The sequence below is a fragment of the Knoellia altitudinis genome (genome assembly GCF_042666355.1).
Taxonomy (GTDB): Bacteria; Actinomycetota; Actinomycetes; order Actinomycetales; family Dermatophilaceae; genus Knoellia; species Knoellia altitudinis.
This window is the reverse complement of record NZ_JBHTDK010000001.1, coordinates 2356829-2375566: the sequence shown is the minus strand read 5'-3', so window position 1 is coordinate 2375566 and position 18738 is coordinate 2356829. Positions and strand designations below refer to the sequence as shown.

At 70.9% G+C, this 18738-nt stretch carries 17 protein-coding genes and 1 riboswitch; of the genes, 6 read left to right on the top strand and 11 right to left on the bottom strand.

Annotation, left to right across the window (positions count from 1 at the left end; genetic code table 11):
* Positions 1–5: 5 nt before the first annotated feature.
* The 5 genes from ACFQW8_RS11305 to ACFQW8_RS11285 form a co-directional block, all read right to left on the bottom strand.
* On the bottom strand, positions 6–590 hold the full coding sequence (locus tag ACFQW8_RS11305; protein ID WP_380087394.1) for a DsbA family oxidoreductase: 585 nt from the start codon (positions 588–590) through the stop codon (positions 6–8).
* A gap of 108 nt (positions 591–698) precedes the next feature.
* Positions 699–1568, bottom strand: coding sequence for a C40 family peptidase (locus tag ACFQW8_RS11300; protein WP_380087392.1), 870 nt, complete (start codon positions 1566–1568; stop codon positions 699–701).
* Positions 1569–1570: 2 nt separating this feature from the next.
* A riboswitch (cyclic di-AMP (ydaO/yuaA leader) is annotated at positions 1571–1719 on the bottom strand.
* Between the two features lie 200 nt (positions 1720–1919).
* Entirely contained in the window at positions 1920–2738 is an 819-nt protein-coding gene (locus ACFQW8_RS11295; protein ID WP_380087390.1) for a hypothetical protein, read from the bottom strand.
* Positions 2739–2973: 235 nt separating this feature from the next.
* Positions 2974–3681: a metal-dependent transcriptional regulator gene (locus tag ACFQW8_RS11290; protein ID WP_380087388.1), complete on the bottom strand. Its 708-nt coding sequence runs from the start codon at positions 3679–3681 to the stop codon at positions 2974–2976.
* Between the two features lie 15 nt (positions 3682–3696).
* Positions 3697–4932, bottom strand: coding sequence for an MFS transporter (locus tag ACFQW8_RS11285; protein ID WP_380087386.1), 1236 nt, complete (start codon positions 4930–4932; stop codon positions 3697–3699).
* Positions 4933–5067: 135 nt separating this feature from the next.
* Between ACFQW8_RS11285 and ACFQW8_RS11280 the strand changes: the two genes are divergently transcribed.
* The 3 genes from ACFQW8_RS11280 (at position 5068) to ACFQW8_RS11270 (ending at position 9084) form a co-directional block, all read left to right on the top strand.
* Positions 5068–6216 carry a citrate synthase 2 gene (locus ACFQW8_RS11280; protein ID WP_380087383.1) on the top strand — a complete coding sequence of 383 codons (1149 nt, stop codon included), beginning with the start codon at positions 5068–5070 and terminating at the stop codon, positions 6214–6216.
* Between the two features lie 193 nt (positions 6217–6409).
* Positions 6410–7534, top strand: a complete 1125-nt coding sequence (gene serC, locus ACFQW8_RS11275) for a phosphoserine transaminase (protein WP_380087381.1) — start codon at positions 6410–6412, stop codon at positions 7532–7534.
* A 206-nt stretch (positions 7535–7740) separates the two neighbouring features.
* Positions 7741–9084 carry a lytic murein transglycosylase gene (locus ACFQW8_RS11270; protein ID WP_380087379.1) on the top strand — a complete coding sequence of 448 codons (1344 nt, stop codon included), beginning with the start codon at positions 7741–7743 and terminating at the stop codon, positions 9082–9084.
* A gap of 122 nt (positions 9085–9206) precedes the next feature.
* Here ACFQW8_RS11270 and ACFQW8_RS11265 read toward each other — a convergent pair whose 3' ends face one another.
* Together ACFQW8_RS11265 and ACFQW8_RS11260 are read right to left on the bottom strand one after the other, a co-directional pair.
* Positions 9207–10508, bottom strand: a complete 1302-nt coding sequence (locus ACFQW8_RS11265; RefSeq protein ID WP_380087377.1) for an MFS transporter — start codon at positions 10506–10508, stop codon at positions 9207–9209.
* Entirely contained in the window at positions 10505–10957 is a 453-nt protein-coding gene (locus ACFQW8_RS11260) for a MarR family winged helix-turn-helix transcriptional regulator (RefSeq protein WP_380087375.1), read from the bottom strand. Before ACFQW8_RS11260 ends, ACFQW8_RS11265 begins: the two co-directional genes overlap by 4 nt.
* Before the next feature lie 116 nt (positions 10958–11073).
* On the opposite strand from ACFQW8_RS11260, the gene ACFQW8_RS11255 reads away from it, so the two are divergent.
* On the top strand, positions 11074–12561 hold the full coding sequence (locus ACFQW8_RS11255; RefSeq protein ID WP_380087374.1) for an NCS2 family permease: 1488 nt from the start codon (positions 11074–11076) through the stop codon (positions 12559–12561).
* Positions 12562–12575: 14 nt separating this feature from the next.
* Here the strand turns inward: ACFQW8_RS11255 and ACFQW8_RS11250 are convergent, their stop codons facing one another.
* The 3 genes from ACFQW8_RS11250 to ACFQW8_RS11240 are packed head-to-tail and all read right to left on the bottom strand — an operon-like array spanning position 12576 to position 14027.
* Entirely contained in the window at positions 12576–12878 is a 303-nt protein-coding gene (locus tag ACFQW8_RS11250) for a DUF2530 domain-containing protein (protein WP_380087373.1), read from the bottom strand.
* Between the two features lie 7 nt (positions 12879–12885).
* Complete coding sequence (locus ACFQW8_RS11245; RefSeq protein ID WP_380087372.1) at positions 12886–13623, bottom strand: DUF3027 domain-containing protein; 738 nt, start codon at positions 13621–13623, stop codon at positions 12886–12888.
* Entirely contained in the window at positions 13623–14027 is a 405-nt protein-coding gene (locus ACFQW8_RS11240) for a cold-shock protein (protein ID WP_380087370.1), read from the bottom strand. The genes ACFQW8_RS11245 and ACFQW8_RS11240 overlap by 1 nt, the downstream gene beginning before the upstream one ends.
* 174 nt (positions 14028–14201) lie before the next feature.
* Here ACFQW8_RS11240 and ACFQW8_RS11235 point away from each other — a divergent pair, with 174 nt between their 5' ends.
* Positions 14202–15470 carry an MFS transporter gene (locus tag ACFQW8_RS11235; RefSeq protein ID WP_380087368.1) on the top strand — a complete coding sequence of 423 codons (1269 nt, stop codon included), beginning with the start codon at positions 14202–14204 and terminating at the stop codon, positions 15468–15470.
* On the opposite strand, the gene ACFQW8_RS11230 is transcribed toward ACFQW8_RS11235, so the two are convergent.
* Positions 15457–16377, bottom strand: coding sequence for an aldose 1-epimerase family protein (locus tag ACFQW8_RS11230; protein WP_380087366.1), 921 nt, complete (start codon positions 16375–16377; stop codon positions 15457–15459). The two genes, ACFQW8_RS11235 and ACFQW8_RS11230, sit on opposite strands and share 14 nt — an antisense overlap.
* A gap of 29 nt (positions 16378–16406) precedes the next feature.
* Between ACFQW8_RS11230 and ACFQW8_RS11225 the strand changes: the two genes are divergently transcribed.
* Positions 16407–18692 carry a helicase-associated domain-containing protein gene (locus tag ACFQW8_RS11225; RefSeq protein ID WP_380087364.1) on the top strand — a complete coding sequence of 762 codons (2286 nt, stop codon included), beginning with the start codon at positions 16407–16409 and terminating at the stop codon, positions 18690–18692.
* Positions 18693–18738 lie beyond the last annotated feature (46 nt).

Below are 18738 nucleotides of genomic sequence, written 5' to 3'. Positions count from 1 at the left end.
GCCGATCACCGGTCCGCGATGGCCTGACTGATCAGGAGCGCGTAGGCCTCGATGCTCGCCGGACCACTGAGGCGGCTGTCCTCGCCGACGACGAAGTGTGGCGTCGACACGATGCCACTCGCGCCTGCGGCCGCGACGTCGGCCGCCACCTCCGCCGAACGCTCCGACGAGGCGAGCAGGTCCCCCACCCGATGCTCGTCGAGGCCTGCCTCCGCCGCGAGGCGTTGCAGGACCCGTGGTGAGCCCACGTCGAGCCCCTCGGTGAACACGGCGGCATACAGTCGCTCGAGGACGGCCCCCTGGAGCGCAGGACCACCGAGCGCGAGACCCAACGCGACGAGGCGGTGCGCGTCCGTGGTGTCGGCCGTCGGAGGGCTCGTCACGGTGATGTCGATGCCATCCGGTCGGCACGCGATGGCCGCCCGCTCGAGCTCGGCCGGGGCCACCGGGCCGGCGAGGAAGGCGTGGTGGATGAGGACGATGTCTGCGGGACGTTCGGACACCGCGACGGCCGCTTCGACACGATGCTTCGCGACGTAGGACCACGGGTCGGTGACGTCACCCCACAGGCCAAGAACGAGGTCGGTCATGCACCAACTGTTCCATACGACGACGAACGCCCCCGGGCCCGCGCGGGCCCAGGGGCGTTCGATCTGGCGTATGCCGGACGGTCACCTCGTCGAGGTGACCTGGCCTGCTCAGAAGCGGCCGAAGCCGGTGGGGGTGCCCCACATGTTGCGCTCGCTGGAGAACTTCCCGGTGCGGGGCGAGTCGATCATCATGTCGCCACCGGTGAAGATGCCGACGTGGTAGGCGGGGCTGCCGTAGAAGACGAGGTCGCCGGGGCGAGGGCTCGAGACACGGGTCGCGGCGCGCTGCTGGGCGGACGCGGTGCGCGGGATGGAGATCCCGGCCTTGTTGTAGACGTACTGGGTGAAGCCGGAGCAGTCGAAGCCGGCGGGGGTGCTGCCGCCGTAGACGTAGGCGATGCCGAGGAGGCCACGGGCGATGTTGACGACTTGGCTCGAGGACTTGCTGCTCGTGGACGTCGAGCTCGGGGACGGGGCGCTCGAGGACTCGGTGGGAGCGGTCACGCGCGTGCGAGACGAGGACCGGCTCGTCGTCGGCGTGGTGCGCGTCCTCGTCGAACGCCGCGAGGTCTCGGAGCGCTCGCTGCGCTCACCGGCCGCGACGAGGCGGCTCTCGCGGGGCTCTTCCACACGCACGACGGGCTTCGGCCGGGGCTTGGGCTTCGGCTTGGCGATGACCGTGACGCCGGTGACACCGACGGCCTGGGCCACGACCGGCGTGGCGGCCAGAGGGGCGCTGATGGCCGGGGCTGCCGCTGCGACGGCCGGTGCTGCGGGAGCGCTGCTCCTCACCTGCTGAGCCGTGTCGGGGGCAGCGGAGGCGGGCAGTGCGAACGCCGCCACCAGGCCACCCGAGGCTGCGAGCACCGCGGTGGCCTTGGCGCCGGTAGCACCGGCGCGCGAGGCAAGGACGGACAGTTCGGAGACAGGGTTGTGTCGTCCGGGCGTGCGATGACGCCCTTGGGTGGAGTGAGCCACGGTGAACCTCTCGGTGCCTACGGGGTGAGCTGTCGGGTTCGGACGGAGGTTCTGCCCGGCCAGTCGGAACTGACTTAACCCCGAGGAGCAACCAGTGGTCGCCCCAGAATTGGGTCCCCCGCTCCTGTCAAGCGGATTGCGATGCAGTCGACGACGGTGACAGGACTCGGCATATCCGTCGCGACGACTCACCCCAGGGGGAGATGAATCGTGGCCACGGTACCCAATTGCCCGGCCGAAGTCACGTTTGGGTCACGGCGCCCGAAATGCGAGGGAAGGAGCAGCCCCCGAGTACACGACGAGGGCGGCAGGACCGGTTCAGGTCCCACCGCCCTGCGACGTCGGCTCAGGTCACTCGACCGAGATGTGCACGTGGTCGTAGTGGTTGGCCGTGACGGACCCACGGTCGTCCATGGACCGCCAGCCGGATGCGCCGGAGAGCCAGATGCGCTGCTTCCAGATCACGTAGGTGATGTCGAGCCGGCTCATGTTGTTGACGGCCCACTGGGCGACGGCGTCACCCGTGGACCCGGACACCATGACATCGACCGCACGACCGCTGCCGTGGTCGCCCGCGCCTGCGCGGAAGCCACCGATGCTGGTGATGCCGAAGTTGGAGCGAACCGCCGAGCAGACCGTGGAGGCGTTGCTGCCCAGGCCCTTGTCGCTGCACCAGCCGACGTACTCACCGGATCCGACACCCGACGGGACGGACGAGGTCGACCTGGACGACCGCGACGTGGACGACGAGCTCGACGACCTCGACTCCTCTTCGGAGGACGTGTCGGACGACTTGGAGGTCTCGCTCTCCTCGGCCCTCTCGGCCTTCTGGGGCGTCTCGACGGCCTTGGGCTCGGGCTTCGGCTTCGGCTTGGGCCTGGGCTTCGGCTTGGCCACCGCGGTGACACCGATGGGACCGGCCGAGACCTTGACGCTGTCGGCGACGGCCGGGGCCGTCACGGAGGTGGCGCCGGCGACCGCGGTGCGGCCAGAGCTGCGCGACGTGGTGCCGGCCACGGAGTCGGCGCGGTCGCGAGCCACGAGCGCCGAGGTCTGGCCGGACAGCTCGACCTGGGGCGGGTCTGCCTGGACGGGGATGGCCAGCGCAGCCGCGATGCTGGTGGCTAGGCCCAGGCCGACGAGGCTCTTGAGCATGGTGGGTCGGGACATCGACGAGAACGAGCGGAGATCGGGGAGTCGACCGCGCTCAGAAGCACGTCGTCGACCGGGACGGGACACAGGGGAAATCACGAACGAGAACCTCTCGGGTGGATCAGGGATGACCCCACGGTAACGGCGCCCTCCGGCAAAGTCACATTCCGGTAACGGGCACGGCGGATCCATGACGGCACCCAAGGGGCCGGGCAGCGCTGGTCCAGCAGCGAGGCAGAGGTGGATCGGTGGGTCAGACGGGGGCTGCGGCCCGGGCCACGAAGACGTGCGAGGCGATGTCGTGCGGCAGCGAGACCCCGGTGGACTCGTCGGCTCCGGCGAGGGCGGCGATGACCCGGGCGCCCTCACGGCGCACGACTGCGAGCTGGCCGGGGAGGAGGCCAGCGGCGGTGATGAGGCCCAGGGCCTCGTGGTCGACCTGGGCGGGCTCACCGATGCGGCGCACCGTGACCGTGATCGGCAGGGTCCCGGCCACCTCGCTCAGCGTCGACAGACCCAGACGGAAGTCCTCACCGAGCGCCTCACCGAACTCGTCGAGGCCCGGGATCGGGTTGCCGTAGGGGGACTCCGCGTGGTCGGCGAGCAGACCGAGGATCTTGATCTCGACCCGGTCGGACATGACGTGCTCCCACCGGCACGCCTCCTCGTGCACGTACTCCCACTCGAGGCCGATGACGTCCACGAGCAGCCGCTCGGCGATGCGGTGCTTGCGCATGACCCGCGTGGCGAGGCGGCGGCCCTCGACCGACAGCTCGAGGTGTCGGTCGCCCGCGACGGCGAGCAGCCCGTCACGCTCCATGCGGGCCACGGTCTGCGAGACGGTCGGGCCCGAGTGGCCCAGCCGCTCGGCGATGCGGGCCCGCAGCGGCGTGATGCCCTCTTCCTCAAGTTCGAAGATCGTGCGGAGGTACATCTCCGTGGTGTCGATGAGATCGGTCACGCCTCCATTCTCTCATCACGTTCCGACAGGGTTGACCGCCTTGCGGCGCGGATCGTGTGCCGGGAGCCACCGGGCCAGCCATGGCGCACCTCCCAGCACGAGCAGCCCGAGGACGACGGAGGAGGCACCCAGGCTGGCGACGACGGTCACGCCGCTCACGAGGAGCGGCGCGCCGTTCTGCCCGAGAAGCGAGAGGAAGCGCCAGACGGCGAGGAACTGCGCGCGGCCGACGACGGGGGCGGCGTCGGCCCCGAGCGTCTGGACGATGCCCGAGCCGAGTCCGTTGCCCACGCCCATGGCGGTCGAGACCACGGCCACCGTCGTGAAGCTGTGCGACAGCGGCAGCAGCACCATCCCCACCCCGAGCACCACGAGGAAGGGCACGGCCACCCAGACGCGACCGAACCGGTCCATGACCGAGCCCGCCGGATAGAAGAGGAGGACCTCGGCGCCACCGGCGATCCCGAAGAGCAGCGCGGTCTGGCTGTCGGTGATCCCCACCGACTCCGCCCAGAGGGGCACGATGACGAACCTCCCCTGACGGGCGGCACCGATGAGCACGACTCCCGCCCCGATCGTCAGGAGCACGCGCCGGTGACCGCGCACGACGTCGAGCAGGCTGACGCGCTCTCGTGCCCCAAGGACGTCGCCAGCGCTCTCCGAACCCAGGCCGTCCGGGTCGTCGTGGTCCCGCAGACCGAACCACGCCCAGACCGCAGCCGAGAACCCGGCGGCGACGGCCACGGCATACCCCGCCTGTGTCCCCCACACGTGGATGAGGGGCGCCGCGATGAAGGGGCCGACGAAGAGGCCGACGCGCTGCACGCCCCCCATCGTCGACATCGCGCGGGCACGGATCCGCACGGGTGCCCGAGCCGTGAGCCACGACTGCCGGGCGAGGAGGAAGACCGAACCCGTCATGCCCATGAGGCCGATGGCGACACCGAGGACCCACAGGTTCGGCGCCACCACCGCGAGCGCTGCTCCGAGGGCATCGACGACGGCGGCGCCGGCGAGGGCCCGCCGCTCACCGATGCGCGCCACGAGCGAGCCCGCCGGCAGCGACGAGACGAAGGCCGAGAGGCCCTCGATGAGGACGAACGCCGCCGCCAGGGCGATGCTCGCCCCGAGGTCGCGGGCGCTCAGCGCCACGACCGGGACGGCAGCACCCACGCCGACCGACCAGACCGCGGTCGGCCCGAACGCCGGCAGCGCGATGCTGCGCAACGAGAAGTCGTCGGTGACGGACACGTCCTCCACCCTGACACGGGCAATGTCGGTGACAGTGTGGATCACCAGCCGATCGCCACACCTGCCCCACCGCTTGAGCGTCGGAGTGCACAATGTTGCTGCCCGACACCGGATGGACCCGAGACGAGGGAACTTGTGACATCGACGTCCCAGAACGCCCAGCCCGCCGCTGCCAGCGAGGCCGGCCCTGATCCCGACTTCCGGCCCGGCCTGGAGGGCGTGGTCGCCTTCGAGTCGCGCATCGCCGAACCCGACAAGGAGGGTGGGGCCCTCCGCTATCGCGGCGTCGACATCAAGGACCTCGTCGGTCGGGTGAGCTTCGGCCAGGTGTGGGGTCTGCTCGTGGACAACGAGTTCGACCCGGGGCTGCCGCCGGCCGAGCCCTTCCCTCTCCCGGTGCACACCGGCGACATCCGGGTCGACGTGCAGTCGTCGCTCGCCCAGCTCGCGCCGGTCTGGGGCTTCAAGCCACTTCTCGACATCGACGCCACCGAGGCCCGCGACAACCTGGCTCGGGCCTCCGTCATGGCCCTCTCGTTCATCGCGCAGTCCGCCCACGGCCAGAGCTCGCCCATGGTCCCCCAGAGCCAGGTCGACCAGGGGCGCACCATCGTCGAGCGCTTCATGATCCGGTGGCGCGGCGAACCCGACCCCGCGCACGTCGAGGCCATCGACGCCTACTTCATCTCCGCCGCCGAGCACGGCATGAACGCCTCGACCTTCACTGCCCGGGTCATCGCCTCGACCGGTGCCGACGTGGCGGCCTGCCTGTCCGGCGCCATCGGCGCCCTGTCCGGGCCGCTCCACGGCGGCGCACCGTCCCGCGCCCAGCACATGATCGAGGGCGTCGAACGCAGCGGTGACGCCACGGCATACGTGGCGGGGGTGTTCGACCGCGGCGAGCGGCTCATGGGCTTCGGGCACCGCGTCTACCGCGCCTACGACCCACGAGCTGCCGTGCTGCGCGACACCTGCAAGCGCCTCGGAGCACCGCGCTACGAGGTGGCCGTCGAGCTCGAGAAGGCGGCCATCGCCGCCCTGGCCGAGCGCTACCCCGATCGCGTCATGGAGACCAACGTCGACTACTGGGCGGCGGTGCTCCTCGACTTCGCCCAGGTGCCCGGCGACATGATGACCCCGCTCTTCGTGGCTGCCCGCACGGCCGGTTGGAGCGCGCACATCCTCGAGCAGAAGCAGACCGGGCGACTGATCCGCCCGAGCTCGCGCTACATCGGCGAGGCGACCCGCGGCATCGAGTCGGTCACCGGCTTCCGCCAGGGCTGAGACAGCGCACCGGCGACAACGGCACGGCACACCCCTTCGGTATGCCGTGCCGCGCGTTCCCGTGTGCGTCCAGCAGCACTCGGGGAAACCTCGCCGCGTCGTCGTCGGCGCCCCGGCGACGACGTCCGGCGAGACGCCGTCCGGTGGGTGAACTCCGACCGGGTGCGCCCGCGGAGTGCGGGAGACTGCACCGGTGACTGACGCCGCGATCACCATCCCCGCCGACCTCCTTCCCGCTGACGGCCGTTTCGGCTCCGGACCCTCCAAGGTCCGCCCGGAGCAGGTCGAGTTCCTCGCCTCGCTGGGCTCCACCGTCCTTGGCACCTCGCACCGCCAGGCCCCGGTCAAGAACCTCGTCAAGTCGGTGCGCTCCGGGCTCGCCGACCTCTTCTCCCTCCCCGAGGGCTACGAGGTCGTCCTCGGCAACGGTGGCGCGACCGCCTTCTGGGACATCGCCGCCTTCGGCCTCGTCCGCGAGCGCGCGCAGCACCTCGCCTTCGGTGAGTTCTCGAGCAAGTTCGGTGCGGTGACGTCCAACGCGCCGTTCCTCGGTGAGTCCTCGATCATCAAGAGCGACCCCGGGACCCGCCCCAGCGCCGTCGCGGAGGACGGCATCGACGTCTATGCCTGGGCGCACAACGAGACGAGCACCGGCGTCATGACCGACGTGCGCCGCGTCGAGGGTGCCGCCGACGACGCGCTCGTCCTCATCGACGCCACGTCCGGCGCTGGGGGCCTGCCGGTCGACGTCGCCGAGACCGACGTCTACTACTTCGGCCCGCAGAAGTGCTTCGCCGCCGACGGTGGGCTCTGGCTCGCCCTCTTCTCCCCCGCCGCGCTGGCCCGCGTCGACGAGATCACGGCGTCCGGACGCTGGGTGCCCGACTTCTTCAGCCTGCCGACCGCGATCGACAACAGCCGCAAGGACCAGACCTACAACACCCCCGCCGTGGGCACGCTCGCACTGCTCGACAACCAGGTGCAGTGGCTCAACGCGCAGGGTGGCCTCGACTGGGCGACGGCACGGACCAAGGACTCGTCCGACCGTCTCTACACGTGGGCCGAGTCGGTCGACTACGCCACGCCCTATGTGGCGGACCCCGCCGCACGCAGCCAGGTCGTCGCGACGATCGACTTCGACGACGCCGTCGATGCCTCGGTCATCGCGGCCACCCTGCGAGCGCATGGCGTCGTCGACGTCGAGCCCTACCGCAAGCTCGGCCGCAACCAGCTGCGTGTCGCGACCTTCCCGGCCGTCGACCCCGAGGACGTCAGCAAGCTCATCGCCTCGATCGAGCACGTGGTCGCCGCGCTCTGAGCCGGGGCCCCGCGCGCCGCTGAGCGGCGCGACGGAGTCAGAAGCTGGTGAGCCGACCACCCATGGGTGGTCGGCTCACCCATCTCTGGCTCGCCCACCGCATCGGAGGGGGCCACGGGTTGCCTCGCGCACACTTGCCGAGGTCAGGGTTCCTCCGGGTAACCTTGGCGCTGCGCCAACGACGGCGCGCGTGAAGGAGAGCCGACATGGGTGTCAGCAGGCCGAGGGCAGCACTCGCTGCTCTGCGCACCACCACGGGACGACGTGTCGTCGGGGTCGTCGCAGCGCTGGCCGTCACGACGACGGGTGTCGCGGCGGTGGCGGCGACTGAGACCAAAACCCAGCCCCGTCCCCGCATCGTCGTCCCTCCCGTCGCGGTGCAGCAGGCCGGTGGCGTGACGACGCTGCCCGCTCTCCCCGCCCTGCCGCCCCTCGAGCTCCCCGACCCCAACTCCTCGATCCCTCCTGAGTCGCTCACTCCTCCCCTGCCCGACGGGCCGCAGACGTGGGGGCTCTCGAGCGTCGCGAGCGGCATCCCGGCTCAGGCACACGCGGCATACCAGGCCGCGCAGCGTCTCCTCTCCTCCGCCGACCCGGGCTGTCGGATCGACTGGGCCCTGCTCGCGGGCATCGGCAAGGTCGAGAGCGACCACGGCCGCTGGGGCCGCAACCTCCTCGACTCCGCCGGCACCGCCGTGCCCGGCATCTTCGGCATCCCGCTGACCGGCGCCGGGGTGGCCCGCATCACGGACACCGATGGCGGCCGCTTCGACCGTGACACCACCTACGACCGCGCGGTCGGGCCGATGCAGTTCATCCCCGGCACGTGGAAGTCCGTGGGGGCCGACGGCAACGGTGACGGCAGGCGCGACCCGCAGAACATGTCCGACGCCGCGACGGCCGCCGGGATCTACCTCTGCTCGGGCCCTGGTGACCTCACCCAGCCCGGCGACCTCACCCGTGCCGTGCTCCGCTACAACCACTCGATGGACTACGTCGCCAAGGTCACGAGCATCGCCGCGTCCTACCGGTCGGGCCACAGCGTCCTGCCGGCCACCGCGCTGCCGCCCGGGTTCGGCGACCGCGCCCCCTACCTGCCGCCCGCCGGCGCGGCTCCCCGTTCGGGTGGTGCCAGCGCGACGCCGAGCCCGTCGACGGCCCCGTCCGCGAAGCCGAAGCCCAAGCCCAGGCCGGCACCGAGCTCCAAGCCCACCGCTCCCGCCCAGCAGCCGGCCCCGAGACCCGCACCCACCACGGCTCCGGCGCCCCGGCCGACCACGGTGCCCAAGCCCAAACCGGTGCCCGCTCCACCACCGCCGACCCTGCCCAAGGTCACGGCGACGCCCGTGCCGTCGACGACGGTGAAGGTCGACCCCGACCCCTTCTCCCCCGGTGACACGGTGAAGATCACCGCAGGCGCCCACGTGGGCGTGACCACCAAGATCCTCAAGGTCGACACGGTCAAGAACACCGTGACCGTCGCGGTCACCGTCCTGGGCGCCGAGGTCCCCGTCACCCTCCCCTACAGCTCCATAGCCCCGGTCAAGTAGGCCCGTACGCGTCGGTTGGTGCGACGCTCACGGACGCGGTCAGGTCAGGACGGCATACGCGATCGCCACGATGAGGACGATCGCGAGGACGCCGAGGGTCATCCGTCGCCGGAAGCCGGGGGTCATCGAGCCGCCTCGGGAGCGGGCTCGGTGACGGTGTCCCGCACGGTCGGGACGGTCTCGATGGTGATGCGCGGGGACCGCTGCGACTCATAGCTCACCCGGACATTCTCCCTGCGCGCCAGCCACCACAGGACGACGACCAGCGTGCTGCCCATGGCGATCGGCCCGATGGCGATGGTCCAGCGGGGACCCCAGACCTCGCCGATCCAGCCGATGATGGGCGCTCCGATCGGTGTGCCGCCCATGAAGATCGCCATGTAGAGCGCCATGACCCGACCACGCACGAGCGGGTCGGTGCGCAGCTGCACCATGGCGTTGGCGGTGGTGAGCGCGGTCAGGGCGGACAGCCCGACGGGGACGAGCGCGAGGGCGAACAGCTCGTAGGTCGGGGCCAGCGCTGCCGCCACCGTCGACACGACGAACCCGGCGAGAGCCAGGAGCAGGACCCGCAGCCGGGGTTCGCCCCGACGAGCACTGAGCAGCGCGGCGGTGAGCGAGCCGACCGCCATGATGGAGCCGAGGATGCCGTACTCGGTGGGTCCCTTGTGGAACTCCTGGGTCGCCATGAGCGCCGTCGTCACCTGGAAGTTCATCCCGAAGGTGCCCAGCACGAAGACGAGCAGCATGACCACCTTGAGGTCCGGGCGGTTGCGGACGTAGCGGATCCCGTCCCGGATCGCTCCCTTGCCGCGGGTGAGGGGGGTGGTCATGAGCTCGCTCACCCGCAGCAGCGACAGGGCGACGAGGACGAAGACGAACGTCAGCACGTTGACGAGGAGGGTCCACCCCGTGCCGACGGTGGCGATCATCAGGCCGGCGACGCCGGGACCGATGAGCCGACCGCCGTTGAAGGAGGCGCTGTTGAGCGCGACCGCGTTGGCCAGCTTGTCTCGCGGCACCATCTCGGAGACGAACGACTGGCGGGCGGGGTTGTCGACCGCGGTGATGACGCCCTGGGTCAGGGCGATCGCATAGACCTGCCAGAGGGTCGCGACGTCCGCCAGGACGAGGGCGGCGAGCACGAGGCTGGTGACGAGGAGCAGCGCCTGCGTGACGAGGAGGATCTGCCGCTTGGGGTAGCGGTCGGCGATCGCCCCGGCCCAGGGGGCGAGGAGGAGGAAGGGCAGGAACTGGAGGCCGGTCACGATGCCGAGCGCCTGGCTCGAGTGGTCCGTCAGCTCGGTGAGGACGAGCCAGTCCTGGGCGACCCGCCCCATCCACGTGCCGATGTTGGAGACGAAGGAGCCGGCGTAGTAGATCCGGTAGTTGCGTTCGGTGAACGAGGTGAAGGTGGGGCTCATTCGGCGGCCACCCGGGTGAGGATCGCGGTGGCCCGCTGCAGGACCGCCTGCTCCTCGGGGTCGAGGTGGGACACACGAACCGACATCCACGCGTCCCGCTTGCGGCGGATCTCCTTGAGGACCCGCCGGGCCTCGGGCGTGAGGGTGAGAATGATCTGCCGCTTGTCCTTGGGGCCGGGGGCTCGCTCGACATAGCCCAGCTCGACGAGGCGGTTGATCGTGCGGGTCATGCTGGGCGCGCTCACGCGCTCGATCTCGGCCAGCTCTCCAGGCGTACCTGGGGCGTCCTCGAGGCGACACATCGCCGAGAACTGGTGTGGCGCAATGATATCCGTGCTCTCGTAGCGCACTCGGCGCGAGATCCGCATGCAGGCCAACCGGAGCTCACCGGCGAGGGAGGACACCGCGGCAGGCCGCAGGGCGGCATACGGAGGCGGCTGTTCACTCATGTACTTAGCCTAACTCATTACCTGTGCTAAGTATTTCGGATCTCAGCTCCTGAACGTCCTCGCGCGCTGCGCGGCTTTTGTATGCCGCCCGGCCCTCCAGTCGCTAGGGTTCGCGCATGCCGACTGCCACCACCACAGGCGACCCGCGCCACACCGGGTCCAGCGCGTTCGACCGCTACTTCAAGATCTCCGAGCGTGGATCGACGATCGGCCGGGAGGTGCGGGGCGGGGTCGTCACGTTCTTCACGATGGCCTACATCGTCGTGCTCAACCCGCTCATCCTCGGCTTCGCACCCGACGTCAACGGGGACTTCCTCGGTGGCGGCCCCGGCGACGGCTCCAACCTGCCGGCCATCGCCGCCGGCACCGCCCTCGTCGCCGGACTCCTCACGATCCTCATGGGGGTGGTCGCGAACTTCCCCCTCGCGCTGGCCACCGGGCTCGGGCTCAACGCCTTCGTCGCCTTCGCCGTCGCGTCACAGATGACCTGGGCCGATGCCATGGGCCTCGTCGTCCTCGAGGGCCTCATCATCCTCGTGCTCGTGCTCACGGGCTTCCGGCAGGCGGTCTTCCACGCCGTGCCCAGGCAGCTCAAGGTGGCGATCTCGGTCGGCATCGGCCTGTTCATCGCACTCATCGGCTTCGTCGACGCCGGCTTCGTGCGCCGCACGGGCACCGGCCCCGTGCCCGTGCAGCTCGGTGTCGACGGCTTCCTCGGCGGCTGGCCGACCCTCGTCTTCGTCGTGGGCCTCATCACCGTCATCGTGCTGTGGGTGCGCAAGGTTCGCGGCGCCATCCTCATCGCCATCGTCGCCGCGACCGTGCTCGCGATCATCATCGAGGCCATCGCCAAGATCGGCCCCATGGTCGCCGGCGACAACGTCAACCCCACCGGGTGGGGGCTCATCGTCCCCAAGCTGCCCGAGAAGATCGTCGACTCCCCCGACCTTGCGACGGTCGGACAGTTCTCGCTGCTCGGCTCGTTCCAGTCCGTCGGCGTCGTCGCGGCCGCGCTGCTCATCTTCACGCTCATGCTCGCCGACTTCTTCGACACCATGGGCACGATGACCGCCATCGGTCACGAGGCCGACCTGCTCGACGAGGACGGTCTGCCGCCGAACACCGACCGCATCCTCGCCGTCGACTCCATCGCCGCCGCCGCCGGTGGTGCCGCGGGGGTCTCGTCGAACACGAGCTACATCGAGTCGGCCTCGGGTGTCGGCGAGGGCGCCCGCACCGGCCTGGCATCCGTCGTGACCGGCCTGCTCTTCCTCGCGTCGATGGTCTTCGCGCCGCTCATCGAGGTCGTCCCGTCGGAGGCCGCCGTCCCCGCACTCGTCCTCGTCGGCTTCCTGATGATGCAGCAGGTCAAGGACATCGACTGGGACGACGTCGAGATCGCCATCCCGGCGTTCCTCACCATCGTGCTCATGCCGTTCACGTACTCGATCACGGCAGGCATCGGCGCCGGCTTCGTCGCCTACGTCCTCATCAAGGTCGTGCGCGGCAAGGTGTCGGCCATCCACCCCCTCATGTGGCTCGTCGCCGGACTCTTCGTCTTCTACTTCGCCATCGACCCGATCCAGACCGCCCTCGGCGTCTGAACGACCACCACTGCCTAGCCGGCGTCGTGGGCGTTGCCGCGACCGCGACGGACATAGAGCAGGCCCAGCGAACCGAGCACCAGACCTGCAACGCAGGCCCACGGCCACCAGGACCGGTCGCCCTCGTGCAGGGCAGGGACGAGGAGCGTCGCCGCGAGCGCCACCAACCACAGCGCCAGCCCGATGACGATGATCCGCTGGGTCGGGACGTGCAGGGCCTGGAGCGCCTCGACCTCACGCCCGCTGACGGTGTCGGGAGCCCCGGACCCCGGTATGCCGTCCGCCCCCCGCCCGCTCGAACCCTCGGCGCCGCTCATGGGCGGGTCAGACCCGCTCGAGCTCGTTGTCGTCGAGCACGATCGGCGCGATCACCTCGGGCTCGGGGCCCTGCATGTCTGCCTCGGAGTGTGCACCACACCCGTGGTCAAGGCTCACGACGCGACCGTCGGAGGGTGACCAGGCGCTGGCGCACACGCCGAAAAAATCCCGCAACGCCCCTGCCATCGGCACGAAGAAGCCACAGGACGAGCAGGGTGCCGGAGCCTTCTGCGCGACCGGCGCGTTGGGCCCGTGGTCGCCCTCGTACCACCGCTGGGCGGCAGCCTCGCGACCCTCGGCCGACAGCACGCGCGGGCGCCCGAGACCGAGCTCCCACAGCGCCATCTGGTCGACGTCCTCGTCGCCCGTGGCCTCGAACCCGGCCACGAGCAACGGGTCGTCGTCGATCTTGGGGGTGACATCGCCGGGTCCGACGTCTCCGGGAGCCAGCCGGTCGGCATACGGAAGCCACTCCGGTGACAACAGCGCGCCGTCACCGGGGACGAGGTTGGTCTCAGAGACCGTGACGATCTTGGAGCGCGGCACGCGCGCGACGGTGATCGCCCAGCGCCAGCCGGGGTAGGCCCCAGCGGTGCACGCGAAGTAGTGCGTCGCCAGGCGGTCCTGCACCATCTCCATGCCGAGGTGCTCACCGACCGTGCCGGACTCGGCGATCGACTCGGCGGCCTCGCGTGCGAGGTCGACCGCTCCGCGCAGGGTGACGTCAGGCTTGAGCGCCGGCATCAGATCTCGAGGTCGTCGGCGACGGCGCGCAGCACCTGGGCGACCTTCGAGCCGTGACCCTTGTCGGGGTAGTGGCCGCGGCGCAGCGACTCCTGCACCGAGTCGAGGAGGGTGATGACGTCCTCGACGATGACGACCATGTCCTCGGCGGGCTTGCGGTCGCGCACCTTGCGGTTGGCCGTGACGCTCGCGGCCGGCTCGAGCAGTCGCACGGACAGCGCCTGGGCGCCACGTCGGCCCTCGACGATCCCGAACTCGATGCGAGCACCGTTCTTGAGCGACGTCACTCCCTCGGGGAGCGCGCTCGAGGGCACGAAGACGTCGCCGCCCTCGGCGGGGTCGTCGGTGGACACGAATCCGAAGCCCTTCTCGGAGTCGTAGAACTTCACCTTGCCAGTGGGCACGGAGCACCTCTGTGATTGCTGCGGGTGGTCCGGAGTGCGGGCAACGCACCTCCGGGCTGTCCCGCACAGGCTATCTCGGACCAGGTATGCCGCGCGCACACCTTTCGCGCACCCGTCACCGGTGCGGGCGAAAGTCGGTTGGGTGGTGTCGGTGGACCCTGCGAGAGTTCTCCGGTGAGTACCGCGACCGACCGCCCCAAGGTGAGCCTGCGACAGTTCTGGGCCGACCTGCCGACCCCGGGCCGCTGGTTGCTCTCCACCGTCGCCGTCCAGACGCTCGGTCGCGGCCTCACCCTGCCGTTCACCGTCATCTACATCAACGAGGTCCGCGGCATCGGCCTGGGCACTGCCGGCACCCTGCTCGCCCTCATCGCCATCGTGGCACTCGTCGTCACCGGGCCCGGTGGGTCGCTCACCGACCGCATCGGCGCCCGGCGCATGCTCCTCGCCGGCACGACCGCCCAGCTCGTCGGCTGCGTGGTCCTGGCCTTCGCGACCAACGTGCCGATGTTCGTCGTCGGCTTCGTGCTGCTCGGGTTCAACTTCGGCGTCTCGTGGCCGGCCTTCAACGCGCTGATCGCCTCCGTGGTGTCCGGGCCGCTGCGGCAGCAGTACTTCGGGGTCAACTTCGCCCTCGTCAACCTCGGCATCGGCCTCGGCGGGGTCGTGGGGGGCCTGTTCGTCGACGTCGACGACCCCCGCACCTTCACGCTCATCTTCCTCGCCGACGCCCTGAGCATGCTCGTGCCCATCGGCCTCCTGCTCGGCCCGCTGCGTCACGTCCACGGTCGGGCCGAGCGCCCCGAGGGCACCGCGACCGTCGGCTACCTCGACATCCTGCGGCGCCCGGCGGTCCTCTGGCTGACCTTCATCACCTTCCTGTGCACGTTCATCGGCTACGGCCAGATCGAGTCCGGCTTTCCCGCGTTCTCACGCCAGGTGGGCGAGGTGTCGACCCAGGTCATCGGGCTCGCGTTCGCCGTCAACACCTTGATCATCGTGGCGATGCAGTTCACCGTGCTGAAGCTCGTCACCGGCCGCCGCCGCAGCCGCGTCCTCCTCGTCATGGTCGGCTTCTGGATCGCGTCCTGGATCATCCTGTCGCTGGCCGGCCTCGGCCCGGGGGCTCTGGTGGCAACGGTCGCGGTCGTGGTGTTCATGGGGGTCTTCGGGTTCGGCGAGATCTTCATGCAAATCGCCATCCCGGCCATCACCAACGACATGGCCGACGACCACCTCCGTGGCCGGGCCAACGCCGTCAACGCCGGCGCCTTCCAGGGTGGCGCCATCCTCGGACCGATCGTGTCCGGACTGCTGCTCGAGCACGACCTCTCGGGCATCTTCATCACCACCATGATCGCTGGTCTCGCCCTCATGGCTGGTGCCATCTTCGCCCTCGAGCGTCGACTCACCCCCCTGGAGAACGGCGTCACCCAGGGCTGATCCCCCAGGTGCCCGTCCACGTCTCACCAGGGGCGAGCTCGAGCAGTGAGTCGCCGGAGTTGAAGGCGTCGGCCGGGCACGTCATCGGCTCCACCGCGATTCCGTGCGCACCCGGCTGGTCGGCCTCGGCCTTGCCCGAGAAGACCTGGGCCCACGGCAGCGACGCCGCATCGGCCCACACCTCGACGACCGGTCGCCCGGGCGGGGCGATCGTGACGGTCCAGCGTCCGTCGACGACGTCGAGATCGGTGTACGCCGTGTCGAGACGGTGCGTGCCCAGCGCCTTGCGCTCCCGGAAGTCCGAGGCCTGACCCTGCACCGGGATCGTCCGGATCGGCAGGAGGCGGTCGTCCACCTCGACGTAGGAGGCGGCCGGCACCTCGACCTCGACCTCGCCCACGGGCGCATCCCCGATGGCGACATAGGGGTGGGCGCCGTACCCGAACGGCGCGGGCAGCTCCCCCACGTTCGTCACGCGGGTGGTGACGGTCAGACCGTCCTGCGCCACGGCATACGTCGTCGTGGTCTCGAGGTGCCAGTCCCACCCCGGCTGCGGGAAGAGTCGGTGACCCACCGTGATCGAGGCGTCGGTGCGCTCGACGAGGCGCCAGGGCGCCCATCGGACGAGGCCATGACTCGCGTTGCCCAGATCGACCTCCGTGAGCGGGAGCTGGTGCTGGACCCCGGCGTAGGCATAGCGGCCGTCACGGATCCTGTTCGGCCACGGGATGAGCTGCTGACCACGACCGCTCGTGCACTGACGATCCACCCCGTAACCCGCGAGGACGTCCATGCCGTCGCGCGACCAGGTCCGCAGACCCCCGCCGACCTCGACGACGGTGAGCTCGTCGGACCCTGCCGACAGGTGCCACTGCGCGCCGCTGGGTGAGGTCTGGGGGGACTTCATGGCCCCGAATCTACGCGTAAGGTGGTGCAGTGCTGCCCGTGTCCCCCGCTCCGATCCGTTCCCTTGCCGATGACATCAGGGGACGATCCGACGAGGAGCTCGCCGCCCTGCTCGCGGCCCGACCCGACCTCGCACGTCCCGCTCCCAGCGACCTCACCGCGCTGGCGTCACGCAGCTCGACGCGGGCCAGCACCGTGCGCGCCGTCGACGGCCTGGACGCAGCGCACATTCACGCCCTCGAGGCCGCCGTCGTGGGCCCCGACGCCGTGACCGCGGACGTCCTCGCCCGGCTCCTCGGCGGCGCCGACGTGCAGCGGGCCGAGTCCCTGCTCGCCGACCTCTGGGCTCTCGCGCTGGTCTGGCGGGCCCCGCACGGCCTGGTGGTGACCCGCACCGTCGCCGACGTGCTCGGCGAGAGCATCGCCGGGCTCGGTCTCGCGGCCGATGACCTCCCCGGCCCGGCGGCACCGGACGAGGCGACGCTCCGCTCCGAGATCGCCCTCGCCCCTCCGCGGGCACGAGCCATCCTCGACCGCCTCACCTGGGGCCCGTCGGTGGGGATCGTCCCGGCCGCCGACGGTCCAGGTCGTGAGGGTCCCGCCGACGACGGTCCTCGTTGGCTCCTCGCCCACGGCCTGGTCCGCGCCGTCGCGTCCGACCAGATCGCGCTCCCCCGCGAGGTGTCCATGGTCCTTCGCGACGGGCGGGTGCACCGAGACGCCCAGCTCGAACCCCCGCTGGTCACCGGACCGGCTCGGCAGGTCGAGGAGGTCGACGCGGCTGCCGGTGCCGCCGCCAGCCAGGTGCTCGCCCTGCTCGACGAGCTCCTCGACTCGTGGTCGCAGACGCCGCCGCGGGTCCTGCGCACCGGCGGCCTGGCCGTGCGCGACCTCAAGGCCGCCGCCAGCCAGCTGGACACGTCACCGGAGCACACGGCATACCTCGTCGAGCTGGCCCTCATCGCCGACCTCGTCGCCGATGACGGTGAGGTCGACCCACACTGGGTGCCGACCGCGGAGTACGACATCTGGCAGACCGAACCCGGCGGCGAGCGCTGGGCCCGACTGGCTCTGGCCTGGCTCACGACGACGCGGGCCCCGCATCGCGTCGGCAGCCGCACCGACTCCTCGGCGGTCATCAACGCGCTCGGGGCCGACGGGCAGTGGCCCCCCATCCGCACCCTGCGACGAGGAGTGCTCGACCTCCTGGGCGACGCCGACGTGGGCATCGCCCCGAGTGCCGCCGACGTGGCCGGTGCCGTGCGGTGGCGACGACCGCGCCGGGTGCCCCGCACCCTCGACGCCGTCGTCGACGCAGTCCTGCGGGAGGCCGCCTGGCTCGGTGTCACCGGCAAGGGAGCCCTGAGCGTGGGCGGACGCGCCCTGCTCGCCAGCGACGGAGACCTCCAGAAGGTTGCCGAGTCGATCCATCCGCACCTGCCTGCGCCGGTCGACGCCGTGCTCCTGCAGGCCGACCTCACCGCGATCGCCCCCGGGCCCGTCACGGGTTCCCTCGCCGCCTTCCTCCGGCTCGTCGCCGACGTCGAGTCACGGGGTGGGGCCACGGTGCACCGCTTCAGCGAGGACTCGGTCCGCCGCTGCCTCGACACCGGTTGGACGGGCGAGGACATCCTCGCCGGGCTGCGCGATGCCAGCAGTACGCCCGTGCCGCAGCCCCTGGAGTACCTCGTGCGCGACGTCGCCCGCCGTCACGGCACGATCCGGGTGCGCGGCGTCAGTGCCGTCATCCGGAGCGAGGACGAGGGAGGGCTCGACGTCATGCTCGCCAACCGCCGCCTCGCCGCCCTCCAGCTGCGACGCATCGCGCCGACGGTGCTCACCTCACCGGTGGCCCCGGAGGTCGTGCTCGAGATGCTGCGCGAGGAGGGCTTCGCACCCGTGTCCGAGTCACCGTCCGGCACGGTGACGGTCCCGACGAGGCCGGTCCGTCGAGCCGTGCGCCAGCGCGGCGTCGATCCCGCCCTGGTCCAGGCGATGGATCGCGCCCAGCTCGGCTCGCTCGTCGCCGGGCTGCGCGCCGCCGAGGCAGAGGCGCACACCCGCGCCTCCGTGAGCGCCGAGAGCCGCGGCGGACCGGCCATTCCCGCGAACGACCCGACGACGTCGATGGCCGTGCTCCGCGAGGCCATCGCCGACGGACGGGCGGTGTGGTTGGGCTACTCCGACGGCATCGGTCGCACCCAGCGGCTGCTGTTCTATCCCGAGCGGATCGACGGCGGCCGCGTTTCCGGAGTGAACGAGGGCGTGGGGCGCACTCTCTCGATCCACCGCATCACCGGCGTCGTCACCGACTGACTCCCCCTGCGGACCACGGAGTCGCCGCTCCTCTGCCGGTCCCCGC